11 protein-coding genes are annotated in these 17,729 nt (G+C 63.7%); 2 read left to right on the top strand and 9 right to left on the bottom strand.

Going from position 1 to position 17,729, the window contains the following annotated elements; translation table 11 throughout:
- Positions 1 to 250 precede the first annotated feature (250 nt).
- The 9 genes from FHT02_RS10940 to FHT02_RS10980 all read right to left on the bottom strand — a co-directional run bounded on the left by FHT02_RS10940 (position 251) and on the right by FHT02_RS10980 (position 15,989).
- Positions 251 to 2,578 (bottom strand): GH92 family glycosyl hydrolase, encoded by a 2,328-nt coding sequence (locus FHT02_RS10940; RefSeq protein WP_184087431.1) that lies wholly within the window; start codon positions 2,576 to 2,578, stop codon positions 251 to 253.
- Positions 2,579 to 2,599: 21 nt separating this feature from the next.
- Positions 2,600 to 4,021 carry a glycoside hydrolase family 125 protein gene (locus FHT02_RS10945; protein ID WP_221239434.1) on the bottom strand — a complete coding sequence of 474 codons (1,422 nt, stop codon included), beginning with the start codon at positions 4,019 to 4,021 and terminating at the stop codon, positions 2,600 to 2,602.
- 11 nt (positions 4,022 to 4,032) lie between these two features.
- On the bottom strand, positions 4,033 to 6,333 hold the full coding sequence (locus FHT02_RS10950) for a GH92 family glycosyl hydrolase (RefSeq protein WP_184087535.1): 2,301 nt from the start codon (positions 6,331 to 6,333) through the stop codon (positions 4,033 to 4,035).
- 62 nt (positions 6,334 to 6,395) lie between these two features.
- Complete coding sequence (locus FHT02_RS10955; RefSeq protein ID WP_246352334.1) at positions 6,396 to 7,448, bottom strand: glycoside hydrolase family 43 protein; 1,053 nt, start codon at positions 7,446 to 7,448, stop codon at positions 6,396 to 6,398.
- A 76-nt stretch (positions 7,449 to 7,524) separates the two neighbouring features.
- Positions 7,525 to 10,602 carry a TonB-dependent receptor gene (locus FHT02_RS10960; RefSeq protein ID WP_246352335.1) on the bottom strand — a complete coding sequence of 1,026 codons (3,078 nt, stop codon included), beginning with the start codon at positions 10,600 to 10,602 and terminating at the stop codon, positions 7,525 to 7,527.
- Between the two features lie 203 nt (positions 10,603 to 10,805).
- On the bottom strand, positions 10,806 to 12,809 hold the full coding sequence (locus FHT02_RS10965) for a glycoside hydrolase family 2 protein (RefSeq protein WP_184087435.1): 2,004 nt from the start codon (positions 12,807 to 12,809) through the stop codon (positions 10,806 to 10,808).
- Between the two features lie 300 nt (positions 12,810 to 13,109).
- Positions 13,110 to 14,126, bottom strand: a complete 1,017-nt coding sequence (locus FHT02_RS10970) for an LLM class flavin-dependent oxidoreductase (protein ID WP_184087437.1) — start codon at positions 14,124 to 14,126, stop codon at positions 13,110 to 13,112.
- A 100-nt stretch (positions 14,127 to 14,226) separates the two neighbouring features.
- On the bottom strand, positions 14,227 to 15,549 hold the full coding sequence (locus tag FHT02_RS10975; protein ID WP_184087439.1) for a PQQ-dependent sugar dehydrogenase: 1,323 nt from the start codon (positions 15,547 to 15,549) through the stop codon (positions 14,227 to 14,229).
- Entirely contained in the window at positions 15,546 to 15,989 is a 444-nt protein-coding gene (locus FHT02_RS10980; protein ID WP_184087441.1) for a DUF2231 domain-containing protein, read from the bottom strand. Before FHT02_RS10980 ends, FHT02_RS10975 begins: the two co-directional genes overlap by 4 nt.
- A 132-nt stretch (positions 15,990 to 16,121) precedes the next feature.
- On the opposite strand from FHT02_RS10980, the gene FHT02_RS10985 reads away from it, so the two are divergent.
- Positions 16,122 to 16,499: a hypothetical protein gene (locus FHT02_RS10985; RefSeq protein ID WP_184087547.1), complete on the top strand. Its 378-nt coding sequence runs from the start codon at positions 16,122 to 16,124 to the stop codon at positions 16,497 to 16,499.
- Complete coding sequence (locus FHT02_RS10990) at positions 16,496 to 17,728, top strand: dicarboxylate/amino acid:cation symporter (RefSeq protein ID WP_184087443.1); 1,233 nt, start codon at positions 16,496 to 16,498, stop codon at positions 17,726 to 17,728. The genes FHT02_RS10985 and FHT02_RS10990 overlap by 4 nt, the downstream gene beginning before the upstream one ends.
- The last annotated feature ends 1 nt before the right edge of the window (position 17,729 follow it).

Raw genomic sequence — 17,729 nt, forward strand, 5'->3', positions numbered from 1 at the left:
CAGCGCATATTCCACCTTCGTCACCCGGGCTTATAGCCGGCGTTACGGAGGTGGCAGGATGCACCTCCAAAGCCAGCTACGGGCCCGCGTAAATGCCCGGCCCGATCCCGGTAGTCACCTTAACAGAAAACCGTTTGTCGGGGAGAAGATCGAGGCGCAGCTGCGGCGGTGCTCAGGCGGAACTCCGATGCCTCAGCTACCGCCCCCCAGACTTCGAGTGCGCCGTAGAAATCGGGGTGCCGGCCTTATCTCACTCTGGGATCCCGCCGTAGGAAGGCGGACGATCCGCCAGCTTGGTCCCGAACGCTGAAGGCTTCGGCCCCATTTCAAAAACCAACTCGCCGCCCTTGACGAGATCGGCATGCGAGATCCAGTTGCGCGTCCACGGTCGGCCATTCCACCGCACGGATTGCACATAAGGACTGTCCGGACCGTTGCCGCGCGCGCGGACGCGCAGTCTGCGCCCCTGCCCGAGGTCCAGCTCGGCCTCATCGAACAAAGGTGATCCGAACACATAGGTCGCACTGACCGGATCCACCGGATAGAAGCCGAGCGCACTCAGTACGAACCAGGCGCTCATCTGCCCGCAATCGTCGTTGCCAATTACCCCGTCCGGATCGGCCTTGTACATCTCAGTCAGCAGCCGGCGGACCATCGCTTGCGTCTTCCACGGCTTGCCGCAGAACGCATACAGATAGGCGGCGTGCTGATCCGGCTCATTGCCATGAGCATATTGCCCGACCAAGCCGCTGATGTCGGGCGGCGCGTTTTCGGGCAGCGTCGAGGGCCCGTTGAAGAACGCGTCTAGCTTCGCCTCGAACTTGGCCTCTCCGCCGAAATGCTGGATAAGACCATAGGTGTCATGCTGGTTGAGGAAGGTCGCCTGCCAGCCATTCGCCTCGGTATAATCGCGCCACCATGGCTTGGGCATATGGCCGATCTGGATCGGATCGAACGGCGCACCCCACCATTTCCCGTCCGAAAAGCGTGGACGCGCGAAGCCGACCTGCGGGTCGATGACGTTGCGATAGTTGAGACTGCGCTTGCGCAGTGCCGCGGCATCGTCATGCGCGCCCGCCGCGTCGGCCAGCACCGCCATTGCCCAGTCATCATAGGCATATTCCTGAGTGCGGCTGACCGATTCCCACACTTTGTCGGCGGGGATGTAGCCCAGCGCATAGTAATGTTCGCGGCCGAGCGAGCTGTCGCTGTCCTTGAACTTGGGGTCGAACGCGCGGCGGCGGATGTTGGGCCAGGCGGCGGCATAGTCGGCGTCAATGCCCTTTGCTTTGGCTTCGGCCATGATCACTACCGAGTGCCAGCCGATCATGCAGCCAGTCTCAATTCCCTGCAGCGGCCACACTGGCGGGCCATACGGGCTTTGCTGGGTCTGACGGATCAGGTCGCGGGTGAACATCTCCGCATGTTCGGGGCGGATCAACGTCAGCAGCGGGTGCAGCGCGCGATAGGTGTCCCACGTCGAATAGGTGCTGAACGCCGGCGCTTCCGTGGGGGCCTGATGTACCTGCCGGTCCATACCCATGTATCGGCCGTCGCGATCGGTGAAAAGCGTGGGCGCCAGCATCGTGTGGTACAGCGCACTTGCCATGATGGTGCGCTGCGCTGGCGTGCCGCCCTTCACGCGCACGCAGTCCAGTTCGCGCGCCCAGGTTCGCCGCGCCGCAACTGCGGCAGCGTCGAAGTTCCAGTCCGGCGCTTCAGCAGACAGTGCCGCGCGCGCGCCGTCTACCGACACGCCCGACACGCCGGTCTTGATCAGGATCGGCTCGCCGCCGGCCTGATCGAAGAACAACGCGACCTTCAGGCTCTTCCCCGTGACGCTCTTCGCGCTCTTTGCGGCAGGCTTGTCGTCGTCGCCGAAGAACTCAACCCGGTCGGGCTTGCGCGAAAGCTGCATGGCGAAATGGATGTCACGGCCCTTGGCCCAGCGATTCACCTTGCGGCTGCCGGTCAGCATGCCGTCGCTGCCCAGCGCCAGCGACGCGCTCTCGATCAGTGCACCCTTGTCCCATTTGTCCAGGATCATATGAGCGAAGTCGATCAGGATGTGCCCGGCCCCCTGCGGGAAGCGGTAGCGGTGCAGGCCTACGCGTTCGGTCACCGTCAGCTCGGCAGCGACGCCAGACTCCAGCCGCACGCGGTAATAGCCCGGCTCCGCGAATTCATCGGAGAAGCGCTGCCGGTACCCGCCATCCGCGTTATCGAGGGGGCCGGGCTTCAGCTCCAGCTTGCCGCGCGTCGGCACCACCAGCACGTCCAGCATGTCGCCAATGCCGGTTCCGGACAGATGCGTATGACTGAACCCCATGATCGAACCGTCGGTGCGGTGGTAGCCCGAGCAGGCGTCCCAGCGCGCATTGTCGGTGTCCGGTCCCAGCTGCACCATGCCGAACGGCAGCGATGGCCCCGGAAAGGTATGGCCATGCCCGCCGGTGCCGACGAACAGATCGGGCTTTCCCGCCGCGGGCGCCTGTGCCCACGCAGTGCCAGGCACCACGCTGCCGACGAGCGCTAGGCCGGTGCCGGAGAGAAGCTGGCGACGATTGGCGGTGATCATGAACTAAGCCTTCCGGTACAATCAGTATTTTACGTTGAGCAATGCCGGCATGCGGCGCTCAACGTCGAGGATCAGGTCGCCGAACAGGCCATTGGCCCAGGCGAACCAGCTGCGGGTGAACTTCGCGGGATCGTCCTTGTGGAAGCTCTCGTGCATGAAGCCGGTGCCGCCATGGGTTTTCTTGAGCCAGCCAAGGCATTGGCGGATAACGGCTTCGTCATCGCTCACCAGCGCGCGCGTGATGATCGACATCGGCCAGATCATGTCCATGCCGACATGGGGTCCGCCGATCCCCTCGCCCGCACTGCCCGCGAAGAAATACGGGTTGCGCGGGCTCCAGGCAAGCGCGGCGGTGCGGCGGTAGAGCGGATCGCGGCGATCCGCAGCCCCGAGCAGCGGTAGCGCCGACAGGCTTGGCACATTGGCGTCGTCCATGAAGATGGCATCGCCATATCCATTCACCTCAAACGCCCAGGTCTGGCCGTCGGGCATCTTGCCGTGTTTCTCCAGGGCGTCCGAGACGACCGACGCCAACGCTTCGGCTTCCACCGCGCCCTCGACATCCCCCCGTGCCTCGCGCAGCACCGTCGCCAGCATCCTTAGCGCCGAAACCGCGAACAGGTTCGACGGGATCAGGAAGGGAAACACGCAAGCATCGTCGGACGGGCGGAACCCCGAATGGATCAATCCAACCTTCTTCGTGGGCGAACCAAGACCGCCAAACATCAGCGTCTCGGTGGGCGAAGGATCGCGCCGCTGAAAGCGGTAGGATCCCGGCCCGTCGATCCGCTGCTGCTCCTTAAGCGTCGCTACGGCTTGTTTCATACCGCTCGCCCAGAAATCGTCGAACGGGGCCTTGTCGCGCGTCGCCGACCAATAGGCATGCGCCAGCCGCATCGGGTAGCACAGAGAGTCGATTTCCCATTTCCGCTCGGCAACGCCCGGCTTCATCTCGGTCAGATCGTTGACCGCGCCCAGGTTCGACTTGGCAGTCGCTTCCTTCATGAACGCGTTGGCGTACGGGTCGACCAAGATGCACCGCGCCTGCCGCTGAAGCGCGCCATGGAACAGACGCCTCAACGCCTTGTCCTTGGGCGTCAGGTGCACATAGGTTTGAAGCTGCGCCGAACTGTCGCGCAGCCACATCGCGTTGATGTCGCCGGTGATAACAAAGGTATCGGGCTTGCCGTCCAGGGTGCCAGGCTGGACCGTGGTGTCGAGAGTGTTGGGGTAGCAATTCTCGAACAGCCAGGCGAGCTCCGGGTCGGCGATCTTCGCCTTCACTCGCTTGATCTCGGCTTCTACGGCGGGGCTGGTGAAGGCGCGCTTCTCGCGCGGCGGGCGCTGCGATACGAAGGGTGCGGCAAAAGCGGGTGCAGGCATCAGCGCGGTGAGCGCGAGCGCGCCGGTGCCGGCGACCAGATCACGACGGGTGATGTTCATGGCTGTTTCTTTCATTTCGCCGGTGCGCTCATCGAGAACGGCGCTGCCGCCTTGCTGCTCGCCCAGGCGGTATTTGGCTTGCTGCCCATCACGAAGCGTAGCGTACCACCGCCGATCAGCTGCTCGCGCGACAGCCAGCTCTTGTCGTGCCGCTTGCCGTTTAGCGTGACCGACTGAATGTAGACATTGTCGGCGGTGTTGTTTTCCGCCTCGATCGACAATCGCTTGCCATTTGGCAGTGCCAGCTGGACGTTGCGGAACAGCGGGCTACCGATAGCATATTGCCCGACCGTCGGCGTAACTGGATAGAACCCCATCGCAGAAAACACATACCATGCTGACGTCTGCCCATTATCCTCGTCGCCAGGGTAGCCGTCGGGCGTTGGCGCGTACAATTTCTTCATCACGTCCCGTACGTGATACTGCGCCTTCCAAGGTGACCCAGCCCAATTGTACAGATAGATCATGTGCTGGATAGGCTGGTTACCATGGGCGTAATTACCCATGTTGACGATCTGCATCTCGCGGATCTCGTGGATCGTCTGGCCATAGTAGCTGTCGTCGAATAGCGGCGGCGCAGTGAAGATCGAGTCTAGCCGGTCGACAAACTTCCTGTCGCCCCCCATCAGGTCGATCAGTCCCTGCACATCTTGCATCACCGACCAGCTATAGTGCAGCGAATTGCCTTCGGTGAACGCGTCGCCCCATTTCAGCGGATTGAACGGCGTCGACCAGCTGCCGTCCTGATTGCGACCGCGCATCCAGCCCGACTGCGTGTCATAGAGCTTGCGATAGTTCTGCGCCTGCTTGGCGTATTTCGCCGCATCCTCCTTTTTGCCCAGCATCGCCGCCAGGCGTGACAGCGAGAAGTCTGCCGTCGCATATTCCAGGGTCCGCGCCGCATTCTCGTTGATGCCGACGTCATAGGGCACATAGCCTAGGCGGTTGTAATATTCGACGCCCTCGCGTCCCACGGCGTTAACGACATTGCCCTTGGCGTCGCGCGGGCGGCCTTCGGACGTGGTCGCGTTCTTGACCATCGCTTCGTACAGCGTCTCGACGTCAAAGCCGCGCACCCCGTTGGCATAAGCGTCGGCGATCAGGTTCGCCGAATTGGAGCCGATCATCACGTTGCGGTGGCCCGGACTTGCCCATTCCGGCAACCATCCCGACTCCTTGTACGTGTTGACCAGACCCTGCATGATCTGGCTGTCGACATCCGGATACATCAGCGCGAAGAATGGGAAGACCGCGCGCCAAGTGTCCCAAAAGCCGTTGTCGGTGAACATCGGCCCGGGATGCACCTGTCCGTCATAGGGGCTGTAATGCACCGTCTTCCCTTGCGCATCGACCTCGTGGAAGGTGCGCGGGAACTGGAGCATCCGGTACAGCGCCGAATAGAAGGTCTTGCGCGCATCCTTATCGGGATCGGCGACGCGAATGCGCGACAGTTCGGTTTCCCAGATCGCGCGCGCCTTGGCTTCGGTTTGCGCGAAGCTATCGCTACCGACTTCCTGGGTGAGGTTCCGTTCAGCCTGTTCGGGGCTGATGAAGGAGGAGGCGACCTTCACGCCCACCTGCTCGCCCCGTCTGGTCTTGAAACTGACCACCGCGCCGACATGGGCGCCTTCGCTTCGAGAATTGTCGCGTAATTGCCAGTTTTGATCCCAGGTGCGGCTTACGGTGAAGTCGTGATCGAATTTCGCTATGAAAAAGTTGTGAAAGTTGTGCGGGACGCCGCCGCTGTTGTTCCTTACATACCCTGAAATCGTTCGATTTTTCGTGTCGATATTGACCATGGAGCCTTCGTTGTAGGCGTCCAGGATGATGTGGGCGTCGTCGCTTTCGGGGAAGGTGAAGCGGAACTGGGCGGCGCGGCTGGTGGGAACGACCTCTGCCGTTACATCGTGATCGGCAAGATAAACCTTGTATCTGTAAGGCTTAGCCTCTTCCGCCTTATGGCTGAACCAGGAGGCGCGCTCATCCTGCTTGATCCGCAAAGGGCCCGTCGTCCCCATCAATTCGAACGCGGCGTAGTCGTTCATCCAAGGGCTGGGCTGGTGCGTCTGCTTGATGCCGCTGATCTTGTTCGCGTCATAGGTATAGCCCCAGCCGCTGCCCATCTTGCCAGTGACCGGCGACCAGAAGTTCATGCCCCATGGCACCGCCACCGCGGGATAAGTGTTGCCATAGGACAAGGTATAGTCGGAGTCGGTGCCCATCAGCGGGTTCACCAGATCGACCAGGGCTTCGCGCTGCGCGGCCTGGGCGAGCAGCGGCGCCGGCGCCACCAGCCCCAGCGTCACCAACATTGCGGTCCCGGCGCGCAGCCGCTTCACCCAAGCGTTCTTCACCCTGTCTCTCCCCATGTTCGTTACTTGGTCGCGATCGGCCGCGGCGCGACGCCTTCGCGCGTCATCACCACCGGCGCGATGGTACCATCCGCGTTGAAGACCATCCTGTCGATGGCAACCTGACGATGCTCGCCGCGGTCGGTGTCGAGCGGACGGCGATGATAAGCGATGTACCAGTCGTCGGTGCCCGGCACCTGCACGACCGAATGGTGCCCCGCCCCGCGCGCGATCGCGAAATCCTGTTTGAGGATCTTGCCCATCGGCTTGAACGGTCCCGTAGGGCTCGGCCCCATCGCGTAAGCGACGCTGTAGTCCGGGCCGGTCCAGCCGCCCTCCGACCACATCAGATAATAGACGCCCTTGCGCTCGACCATGAACGAGCCCTCGACATAGCCGGGCGGCGTGATCTCCTTGTACGTCGAGCCGTCCGGGAACGGCACCACCGACCTCAAATCACGGCTGAGTCGCACCACGTTGCAGTGCTGCCAGCCGCCATAATAGAGATAGACCTGCCCATCCTTGTCGCGGAAGGCGAAGGGATCGATCGGCTGCGCGCCATTGTGGAATTTATCGATCAGCGGCTTGCCGATGGCGTCCTTGAACGGCCCACCCGGCTTGTCGCTGACCGCCAGGCCGATGCCGCCCAGTTCATTGTCGCTCTGAATGTCGTTGGCGCTGAAGAACATGTAATAGCGCCCGTTCGCCTCGATCACCGAAGGGGCCCAGATCGCATAGGCCGCCCAAGCGGCGTTTCGCACGTCGAAGACGTGGCTGTGCTTGGTCCAATGCACCAGATCGGCTGAGGAGAAGGCATTGAAGAAAGTCTGCATCCCGTAGGACGGGCGCACCGTCTTGCGCTTGCGTGCCTCCTGCTGGGCCGGCGAGAAGCGATCGGTTACATCGGGCGTGCCCGCATGATCGGAATAGGTGGGATAGATCCAGTAGCGCCCGCCGAACACCCGGAGTTCCGGATCGGCATACCAGCCCGGCACGATCGGGTTGGAGGCTGTGGCGAGCCCGCAGGCGAGCAGCGCAGTGGCGCCGAGCCCCAGGCGAAGAAGCCGCTTCATCATCTGCACCGCCTTTTCAAGAAAAAAACGGGTGGCTCCCGAAGGAGCCACCCAAGGCGCGGAGGGGGGCCGACCGCGATCAGAAGTTGTAGGAAATTCCGACATAGCCACGGCGGCCGAAATAGTTGCGATTGGTGAGGCGCGCCTTGGTGTCGTTGCCGAGATAGCTGCGCTCCTCCGACTTGGTCAGGTTGATCACCGAGGCGGTGAGCACCAGGTCCTTCATTAGCTCGAAGGACGCATTCAGATCGACCTGCTCATATGGCGCTGTGTAGACATTGAGACCCGAGGAGAGCCCGCCCACCACTTCGCCGCGACGGTTGTAGGAGGCGCGGAGCAGCAGACGCTCGTTTTCGTAAAAGATCGAGCCGTTGATCTGCGTCTTAGCGCTGCCCACCAACGCCGAGGACCCCACACTCTGGCCGTTTAGCGTGATCTCGGCCGAGGAGGTGTCGTTGTAGGTGAAGTTAGCCTGCGCACCGAGCCCGAAGGGCAGCGTGTGCTGCGCATAGACCTCGACGCCCTGCGACACCGCGTCACCGCCATTGGCCTGAGTCGAGTAGGGTCGGATCAGCACCTGCTCCCCTGCGACGTCGCGGGTCACGTCGATGGTCAGCGGTACGACGAAGTTCTTCACATCCTTCCGGAACGCGGTCGCGCCGACCACCGAGCCGCGGGCGAAATACCACTCGATGCCCGCGTCGTACTGCCAAGCCTGGAACGGCTGCAGGTCCGGATTGCCGCCGCTGCCCGACCAGCCCTCAAATGCACCGAATTCGGCGCGATCGAAGGTAAACTCGGGCGAGTTGAACGTCAGCGAGCGCGCTCCACCGAGGTCAGACAGCGCCGGCCGAGCAACCGTCTTTGCCACCGCACCGCGGATCAGCAGGTCGGGCGCCAGCTCATAGGACAGGTTGAGGCTGGGCAGCCAGTCAGTGTAGCTGCGTTCCCCGCCGGTGCGGACGTTGATGATGCGCTCACGCTCCGCCAGCGGCCGGATCAGACAGTTGCCGTCCGCACCCAGCGGCCGACCAACGGTGGAGAAAGGACCGCCAGGGCCATCGACGCAATAGTCGAGATTGTAGGCGAGGCGATCGGAGGTGTCGCTCGTCTGGTTAGTCTTGGCGATGCGGAGACCAATGTTGCCGCGGAACCCGCCGCTGCCGAAATTGATCTGGGCGTAACCGGCCCACACCTTCTCGCCGACACGGTAGAGGTTGTTCGGCTCAGGAACACGGGTCGATTGGCCGTAGGTCGTGTTGATGTAGTTCAGGAACCGCTCGAAATCGATGCCTGGCATGATGTTGGTGGTGAAACCGCCGGTGATGTTGTCGATCGGCTTGTCATAGAAGAACTCTGGCCGCGCCACCGCGCCGTCCGGGGTGTCCTGATACCGCCGCTGCTGGCCCTCGTAGGTCGTGTACCACTCGTTGCGGCCGGTCTCGCGCAGGATGCCTAGATCGCGCCACTTGGCACCGATCTGCACCGATCGGATGAAGCTGTCATCAAAGCTACGGGTCAGGTCGAGCTGGACATAGCGTTGCGAAATCTTGCTGTTGTCGAAGCCCGAGTTCGTGGAGCCGATATCAACCTGCGCAATGCCGTTCTTGATGTTTTGTTGGACCGCTGGGTCGAACTCGAAGTTCACACGTCCTTCAGAGATGTCCCAGTTGCTGTAGGTGCTGCCGTTCGCCTCCTGACCACGGATGGTGAGGCGCGGCTTGACCGCGACCTGGAAGCGGGTCGACGGGCCACCCTCCGCCTTGGTTTTGCCGAGCTTGAGCACTGCGATGAAGTGGTCGCGCTCGTAGCGAGCCTCGGTCTCAAAGGTGTTCGATACCTGCTTCTCGCGGCTATAGGTTCCCGTCAGCCAAGGCGTTTCCATGGTGCAGATCGGCGTGGTCGCGGGATTGGCGGGTGCGAGGCAGCCGGTGCCGGGCGTGGGCAACGCGAAGTTCGCCCCTTGGAAGATCGTGCCGCTCGGATCCAGCGTAGCCCCGGTGAAGAAGCGGCCATAACCCCATTCCGGCACCTGGATGCGATTGGCGATGAAGTCGCTCGAATATTGAAAGCGGAAGTAGTTGGACGTGATGGTCAGCTCGTCTGTCGGCTTAACCTGGCCAGTGACCTGAACGCCCCAGCGCTCACGATCCTGGTTGAACGCCTCGGCGGTCACCACTTGCGGTGCCCAGTAGCCCGAATAGCGCTGGCTGCCGTCGGTGGTGGCCTGACCGGTGCCGGGCCAATAAGAGATGGCGGCATCGTTCTCATACGGATTGCCATTCACATCCGTGGCGCGCGTGTTGACCACGCCGTTGGTCCGGTCGCTCCACCAGCGCCACGGGCCGGCACCGCCGCGCAGCTCGCGGTTGGATCGCTTCTGGTACACGCCGCCGACCAGCAGGCCGATGGTTTCGTCCTTGTTTTTCCAAGAGATCTGACCAGCGAGCTGCGGTTCGAACTTCTCCGTGGTATCGGCATAGGTGCCCTCTGCCGACACGAAGCCCGACATGGAGGGCACGTCGAGCGGCCGGCGGGTGTTGAGGATGATGGTGCCGCCGACACCGCCCTCCTCGATACGCGCCTCTGGCGACTTGTAGACTTCGGTGCTGGCAATGAATGTCGACGGCAGCAGGACGTAGTTGAACGACCGCTGCGGCTGGCCGCTGTCCGCGCCCGCCAGGAAGTTGCCGTTCAATAGAGTCAGCGACAGGCCGGGCTGAAGGCCGCGGATGCTGACGCGCGCGCCCTCACCGCCGTCGCGCGTGATGACCACGCCCGGCACGCGCTGCAGCGCGTCGGCGACGTTCTTGTCGGGGAACTTGCCGACGTCTTCGGCGGTGATGACGTCAACGAAAGCGTTGGCCTCACGCTTCTGGTTCACGCTTTCTTCGAGCGAGCGGCGATAGCCGGTGACGACGACGTCTTCAGTCGTAGCTGCCTGGTTCGGATCGGAGCTATCCTGAGATGGCCCGGTGGCACCGCCCGGAGTTCCAGGGGCCTGAATGGCGGTGGCATCGCCCGTCTGCGCGCCGGCAGCGTCCTGCGCATAGGCTGCGGGTGCGATGCCGGCGATCATGCTCGCCGAAAGCAGCAAGGTGGACGCCAAGGTGCGGCGCCGTGCAGTGGATGTCGTGTACAGATTGAGAGCACGCATAGCTCATTACCTCCCCATTTGGCCGCAACTGGTGCGCGACCGGTAATTTCCCACGTAGCCAAAGTGCCGATCTTAATGCCGGCTGTTGGATCTGAATCGATCTTGGCTTGGCCTCATTCAATAATATGACAATTCACTTGTCAATTGCATTTGGACGCAGCTCGTCCACATTTCCACTTCTTCTCGCCGCGGCGGTTTCGCTCCTAGTTCTTGGGCCAGAGTGGCGCGGCGATCCGTGCCAACGTGTCGGCGTCCGCCTTTGCTTCCGCGCGATCGAAGGTCAGCAGACCGTTGATCTCATCCTCGACGTCGGTCGTCTGGGTATAGACTGAAGCGCTGAGGCCATGGTCGCGCGCCTGGGTGATCACGCCTTCCATCTTGCGACGATAGCGGGTGAGATAATCGCCCTTGTCCTTGGCGGCCTGGTAGCCCCAATTGTCCTTGCCCGGGCGCCAGAGATGGTTCGCGACCGGAAGGCCGATGCCGCCATACTCGCCGATTACGATTGCGCGGCGGCTCTGCCGGGCGGGCACGTTGGGCACATCCTCATAGGTGTGGATGTCGAGCACGTCCGACACGTCGGGCGCGACGTCGAGCCAACCGCTGTCAGCGTTCACCAGCCGCGACGGATCCATGCCCTTCACATAGCGGGCGAGCGTGGCGGAGTCATACTGGCCCCAGCCTTCATTGTTGACCACCCACATCACGATCGAAGGGAAAGCGCGCAGATCGCCGATCATGTGCGTCAGTTCGTCCTGATGCTGGGCCATCATGTCGGACGACATCACCGCCTGCGCCTTGCTGTTGCCGGTGACGAACTGATCCTCACCCCCGCCCGAGGGCATGTCCTGCCACACCAGCATGCCCAGGCGGTCGGCATCGTAATAGAAGCGCGCCGGTTCGACCTTGATGTGCTTGCGGACCATGTTGAAGCCCGCCTTTTTCAGCCATTCGAGGTCGTAGCGCATCGCTTCCTCGGAGGGCGGCGTCCACAGGCCGTCGGGCCACCAGCCCTGATCGAGCGTGCCGTTGTGGAAGTACGGCTTGTTGTTGAGCAGCAGCGCCGGCTGGCCGGCGACCCGGCCGGGCCCGACAGAGATCTTGCGCATCGCGAAATAGGTGTCGACGCTATCGCGCGAAGCGCCGGTGACCTGCGCGGCGGCATAGGTCGCGTCCTCGGCCGGGGTGAAGCGAGCGTCGTAGGACGAACGGTTGCGGTCCTTTTGCCCGGCATAGGGGTCGCGCACCGACACCAGCTCGGCGGTGAGATCGTAGAGGAACGGGTCTTCGGGCGACCAGAGATGCGCGCCGGGAATGGCGAGCGTCGCGCGGCGATTGGCGCGGATGAGGGTGGAGGCGATCGCCTTGCCCCCGGACCGCGCGGTGACGCGCACCGCGTCGGTATCGTCGGCCCAGGCGCTGAGCGCGACTTCGACGTCGACCACGCCGCGATCGATGTCAGGGGTGGCGCGGACATCGGCGATGTGGAGCTTGGACACCGGCTCGAGCCAGACGGTCTGCCAGATGCCGCTGACCGCGGTGTACCAGATGCCGGAGGGATCGAGGATCTGCTTGCCGCGCGGCTGGCTTCCGGCCGAGCTGGGATCGGCGACTTGGACGACCACTTCGTTCTCGCCCGCGCGAAGCTGATCGGTGATGTCGAAGCCGAAGGTGTCGAAGCCGCCCTTATGCGCGCCAACCACGGCCCCGTTCACCCAGACATGCGCCTCGTGATCGACGCCGCCGAAGTTGAGCATGACGCGCTGGCCCGACCAGCTGGCGGGCACGGTGAAGCTGCGGCGATACCAGATGCGGTCATCGGGCGTGACGCGGCGGGCGACACCAGAGAGCCGCGACTCGACCGGAAAGGGAACCAGAATCTTGCCGTCCATCCGATCGGGCCGGACCGCATTCGCCTTTGTTATGGCATAGTCCCAGTTGCCGTTGAGGTTCTGCCACCGGTCGCGCTTGAGCTGTGGGCGAGGATAGCTGCGCCACGCGTTTTCGGGCGTGACCTGGCGCCCCCAGCGAGTGGTGACCAGCCCGGTATAGGCTGCATCGGGGCGTCCGGCGGCCTGCTGGGCCTGTTGCGCTTGCGCGACGACGGGAAGCGGCGCGGCGGCGCACAGGATCGAACCGAAGAGAAGATAATGCGACGTGCGCGTCAACCGCGCGCGCAAATGCCGGACGCCGTGCTGCTTGGCCATTCGAAAGCCCCTCTTTCATGCGAAGGCGGGCAGCCCTCTCCCGTCCCGAACCGCTGTTGGCCGCGGTTCATCGACAAGGAGCAGGATCGAATATGGAAAGACTTTTGTCAATTGCACTTGGGCGCGGATAGAGGCGCCGGAAGCGCTGCTTATGCGCGGGTATCGCGCACGTTCGTCACCTATCGCGAATCAGTAGCATAAACAGGGCCAGACCGAGCGGTGCGTGACCCCCGACACCCGCTGCCGTCATGGCCGATTCCGCAGCGAACGCCAGCGTTGCCGTGCCGCTCTATGCCAGGATCAGCGCCAGCCGAGCGCGGGGGCGATGTGAGTCAGGATCGCCTCCAGGACATGGACGTTATAATCGACGCCGAGCTGATTGGGCACGGTGAGCAGCAGCGTGTCGGCCTCGGCGATCGCCTCGTCGCCGCGCAGCTGCTCGATCAGCCGGTCGGGCTCGGCGGCGTAGGAGCGGCCGAACACCGCACGCATATTGTCGATGACGCCGACCTGATCGCTGCTGTCCCCCCGGCCGAAATAGGCGCGGTCGCGGTCGTCCACCAGCGCGAAGATCGAGCGTGAGACGGAGACGCGAGGTGTACGGGTGTGCCCGGCTTCCTTCCAAGCGGCGCGATAGCTGCGGATCTGCTTGGCCTGCTGGACGTGGAAGGGTTCGCCGCTTTCGTCAGCCTTCAGCGTCGAACTTTGCAGGTTCATGCCCATCTGCGCCGCCCAAACCGCGGTCGCGTTAGATGCCGACCCCCACCAGATGCGCTCGCGCAGTCCCGGTGAGTGCGGCTCGAGGCGCAGCAGGCCGGGCGGATTGGGGAACATCGGCTGCGGGTTGGGCTGAGCGAAGCCCTGACCCTCGAGAAGATCCAGCAGCACCTCGGCATGGCGGCGACCCATGTCGGCGTCGCTTTCCCCCTGCGCGGGCGCGTAGCCGAAATGGCGCCAGCCCTCGATCACTTGCTCGGGCGAACCGCGGCTGATGCCCAGCTGCAGCCGTCCGCCACCGATCAGGTCGGCGGCGCCGGCATCCTCGGCCATGTAGAAAGAGTTTTCGTAGCGCATGTCGATCACGCCGGTGCCGATTTCGATGCGCTTGGTCCGCGCGCCGATCGCTGCAAGCAGCGGAAACGGCGAGGCCAGTTGCTGGGCGAAGTGATGGACACGGAAGTACGCGCCGTCCGCGCCGAGTTCCTCCGCAGCTACGGCCAGTTCGATCGATTGCATCAGCACGTCACTGGCCGAGCGAGTCGCGGAATGCGGGGCCGCCGACCAATGGCCGAAAGACAGGAACCCGATCTTCTTCATGGCGACCTCGCTACGCAGTGACGATCGCGAAGTGCGGTCTTCGAGCCGCGATCACAAGGCCAGCATCGGAACCACAGGGTTTCCGGCCGCTGTCCGCTGCTCAGCGCCCCGCGTAGCTGACCCGCCATACGGTGTTGCCGACGTCGTCGGCCACCAGCAGGCGCCCCGCTCGATCGACCGCGACCGAAACCGGTCGGCCGCGCGCCTTGCCGTCCTTCAGAAACCCGGAGACGAAGTCGACCGGATTACCGGCAGGCCTGGCATTACGGAACGGGATAAAAGCGACCTTGTAACCGTGCGGCTCACTGCGGTTCCAGCTGCCATGCTCACCGACAAAGGCGCCGCCGCGGTACCCGGCGGGGAAGCTTTGCCCCGCATAGAAGGCGAGCCCCAGCGCCGCGACGTGCGACCCTAGCGCGTAATCGGGCGCGATCGCACGAGCGACCATGTCGGGCCGCTGCGGCCGGACGCGCGGATCGACATGCTGGCCGTAATAGCTGTACGGCCAGCCATAGAACGCACCCGGGCGGACCGAAGTCATATAATCCGGCACCAGGTTGGGTCCGAGTTCGTCACGCTCGTTGATTACCGCCCACAGGGTGCTGGTGCCAGGATAGAAGGTCAGGCCGTTGGGGTTGCGCAGCCCGCTGGCGAAGACCTTCCAGAGGCCACTGCGCGGATCGACTTCCAAGATGGCAGCGCGGTTTGCCTCAGCTTCGGGACCACGTTCCATCGCGTTGCTGTTCGATCCGGTTCCGACATACAGGCGGGTACCATCGGGGCTGGCGGTCAGGCTCTTGGTCCAATGGTGGTTGATCGGTCCGGCTGGCAAATCGACGATCTTCACCGCAGGCGCCGTGATCCGGGTCTGCCCCGGCGTGAACGGATAGCGGACGATCGCATCGGTGTTGGCGACGTACAGCTCGTTTCCGATCATGGTGATGCCGAACGGCGCGTTCAGGTGGTCGATCAGCACCGAACGGCCATCGGGCCGGCCATCGTCGTTGGCGTCGCGGATCAGCGTGATGCGGTTGCTGGGATTCGGCGCCTGCCCGCTCTGCGACTGGCTGTGCGCACGCGCCATGATCCAGTCGCGGATCGGATCCTTGGGCCGCTGCACCGGCTCGCCGGCTTCGTTCTTGGATTCGACCACCAGCACGTCGCCGTTGGGCAGCGGCAAGATGTTGCGGGGATTGGAAAGCCCGGTGGCGATCGCCTCAACACGGAACCCGGCCGGAACGGTGGGAGTCTCGCCAGGCTTCCAGCCCACCGTCTCGTAAACGCCGACGTCGGCGATCAACTGCTCGTGCGGCTCGGGAAGCAACGGCGTAGCGCCATATTGCTTGTTCGCGTCAATGTCCTGCCCACCGCCACAGGCCGCAAGCGGCAGAAGTGCGAAGATCGCCGCGACCCGATTGTTCATCGCCGATCTCCATTATTTGCCGACTGCCAGAACCAGCCTGCTAGCAGGCTGAGCACCACTGCCACGATTGACAGGGTCATGCCTGTCGGCACCACGGCCGTCCAACCGTCGCGCGCGTGAATGAAGGAGTTCAGCACTTCCACGATCCAGGCCGAAAGCAGCAGCACGAAGTGGATCGACAACGCGCCGCTACGCGCTCGGCCTGAGCGGACCAACTCGATGATCAGGATGGCACCTGCTATTCCACCGCCGATCAAGCCGGCAAACAGTAGCCAGCTCGAGAAATCGAGCCACATCATCTCCGGAGAGCGAGTGTAGACGATGTCCGTGACCAGTGCACCGATGAAGCACAGGATCGGGATGGGCAAAAGAGTCGAATAAATGGGATGCCCACCTATCGCCAGTCGCCCGCGGCTGCGTTGACCGATGCTTCGCGCCATAGCTGATCCCTTGCCGTGATGGCGGGAGTACGAGCGGGAAACAGCTCGGTTCCAGAGTCAGGGTGTTCGAAGGCACATTGCCTTTATCGAAGGCGCCGTGCGTTCAGGCACACAAGCCGCTAATGCGCGGAGATGGCGAAGAAGCTCTACCTAACCGCGACCATGGCCGGCGGATATGTGAAGACAATCGGTCCGACCGCAGCCCCCTTCACCGATTATTGGCGGTTGGTGGCGCGTCTGCGCACCGGCAACACCGAAGTCTTCTGGGGCCACATCAATTCCATCAGGGCAGCCACGGGCAAGAAAGCCGCGCTCGGCAAATACGCTGCCGCAAGGGCTTCAAGAATGCTGCTTGCCCTTTCCACCAAGTCCGCGATGGTGTCGCACCACCAGCGCATTCAGCGCGTCACATCAGTCTATCACCCAGCCCGTCTCACCCGGAGAATCTGCATGCCCGCCTCCTTCTTAACCCGGGCGCGCGTGGCGCAGACACTTGAGGCAGGAGCATGAACCGGGCGGCACTGCGCATCCTGTGCGGCCTTGCCCTGGGTCTGGTCGGCGGCAGCATCATGGCAGGCCGGGCCGGCGCGACGCCCATCCTGGCGGTGACGGCATCCATAGGGCGTTTGTGGCTCGACGCCTTGACGATGACCGTGGTGCCGCTGGTCTTCTCCTTGCTGGTCACCGGCATCCTGGGAGCCGCCGAGGATGCACGCCAGAGCCGTGTCGCGCTACGGGCGATGCTCTGGTTTGCGGCGCTTCTAGCCGGCGGGTGCCTGGCAGCGGCAATGAGCACCACGCTGCTGCTCCAGCTCTGGCCAGTCGGCGACGCCGCAGCCAGCCTGCGGCCCGAAGGCGCCGTGCCGGCGTTTGGCGGTGCAGCCGACTGGATCAGCGGCATCATCCCGACCAACCCGATCAAGGCCGCAGCCGAGACGGCGATGGTGCCGCTCGTCGTGTTCGCGCTCTTCTTCGGCTTTGCCGCCGCACGCATCCCGGCCGAATTGCAGCGCGCGCTGCAATTGTTGTTCCGCGCCATTGCCGAAACGATGCTGGTTGTCGTGCACTGGGTGCTGATCGTCGCGCCGCTCGGGGTCTTTGCCCTTGCCTTTGGGCTTGGCGTTCGCGCCGGCGCCGACAGCGTGGGCGTGCTGGTGCATTACATCGTCACTGTCGCCAGCGCCTGTTTGCTGATCCTCATTCTCGCCTACGCCGCCGTGTTCGTGTTCGGGCGATTGTCGCCGCTGCGTTTTGCCAAAGCGGCCCTGCCGGCGCAGATCGTCGCCCTCAGCACGCAATCCTCGCTCGCCACCCTCCCCGCCATGATCGAAGCCGCGCCGGGATTGTCGGTCGGCCGGGCTTCGGCGGGGATCATCCTGCCACTCGCGGTCTCGATCTTCCGGGGGGCTAGCGCAGCCGCCAACATCGCCGTGGCGCTGTATCTTGCCGCGCTCTACGGGCAGGTTCCGAGCCCGGGCATGTTGGTGATCGGCGCGCTGGCCGCCGCCGCAGTCAGCCTTGCCGCGGTCGGCCTGCCCGCGCAGGTATCGTTCTTCGCGACCATCGGGCCGGTTTGCCTCGCGCTTGGCGTACCCGTCGAACTGCTACCGCTCCTCCTTGCAGTCGAGACGATCCCCGATCTGTTCCGCACCGTCGGCAATGTCACTGCGGACATGGCGGTGCTGCGGCTGGCAGGACGCGAAAAGCCTGCGCTGGCCGCCGGCGGGGAGTCAGGCTGAC

The organism is Sphingomonas xinjiangensis (genome assembly GCF_014199255.1).
In the GTDB taxonomy this organism is placed as follows: domain Bacteria; phylum Pseudomonadota; class Alphaproteobacteria; order Sphingomonadales; family Sphingomonadaceae; genus Sphingomonas; species Sphingomonas xinjiangensis.

Excerpts from the sequence above, each read along its gene's own strand:
- FHT02_RS10960 (WP_246352335.1), bottom strand. The coding sequence starts at position 10,602 with ATGCGTGCTCTCAATCTGTACACGACATCCACTGCACGGCGCCGCACC.
- FHT02_RS10975 (WP_184087439.1), bottom strand. The coding sequence starts at position 15,549 with ATGAACAATCGGGTCGCGGCGATCTTCGCACTTCTGCCGCTTGCGGCC.
- FHT02_RS10970 (WP_184087437.1), bottom strand. The coding sequence starts at position 14,126 with ATGAAGAAGATCGGGTTCCTGTCTTTCGGCCATTGGTCGGCGGCCCCG.
- FHT02_RS10945 (WP_221239434.1), bottom strand. The coding sequence starts at position 4,021 with ATGAACATCACCCGTCGTGATCTGGTCGCCGGCACCGGCGCGCTCGCG.
- FHT02_RS10950 (WP_184087535.1), bottom strand. The coding sequence starts at position 6,333 with ATGTTGGTGACGCTGGGGCTGGTGGCGCCGGCGCCGCTGCTCGCCCAG.
- FHT02_RS10980 (WP_184087441.1), bottom strand. The coding sequence starts at position 15,989 with ATGGCGCGAAGCATCGGTCAACGCAGCCGCGGGCGACTGGCGATAGGT.
- FHT02_RS10965 (WP_184087435.1), bottom strand. The coding sequence starts at position 12,809 with ATGGCCAAGCAGCACGGCGTCCGGCATTTGCGCGCGCGGTTGACGCGC.
- FHT02_RS10940 (WP_184087431.1), bottom strand. The coding sequence starts at position 2,578 with ATGATCACCGCCAATCGTCGCCAGCTTCTCTCCGGCACCGGCCTAGCG.
- FHT02_RS10985 (WP_184087547.1), top strand. The coding sequence starts at position 16,122 with ATGGCGAAGAAGCTCTACCTAACCGCGACCATGGCCGGCGGATATGTG.
- FHT02_RS10990 (WP_184087443.1), top strand. The coding sequence starts at position 16,496 with ATGAACCGGGCGGCACTGCGCATCCTGTGCGGCCTTGCCCTGGGTCTG.
- FHT02_RS10955 (WP_246352334.1), bottom strand. The coding sequence starts at position 7,448 with ATGATGAAGCGGCTTCTTCGCCTGGGGCTCGGCGCCACTGCGCTGCTC.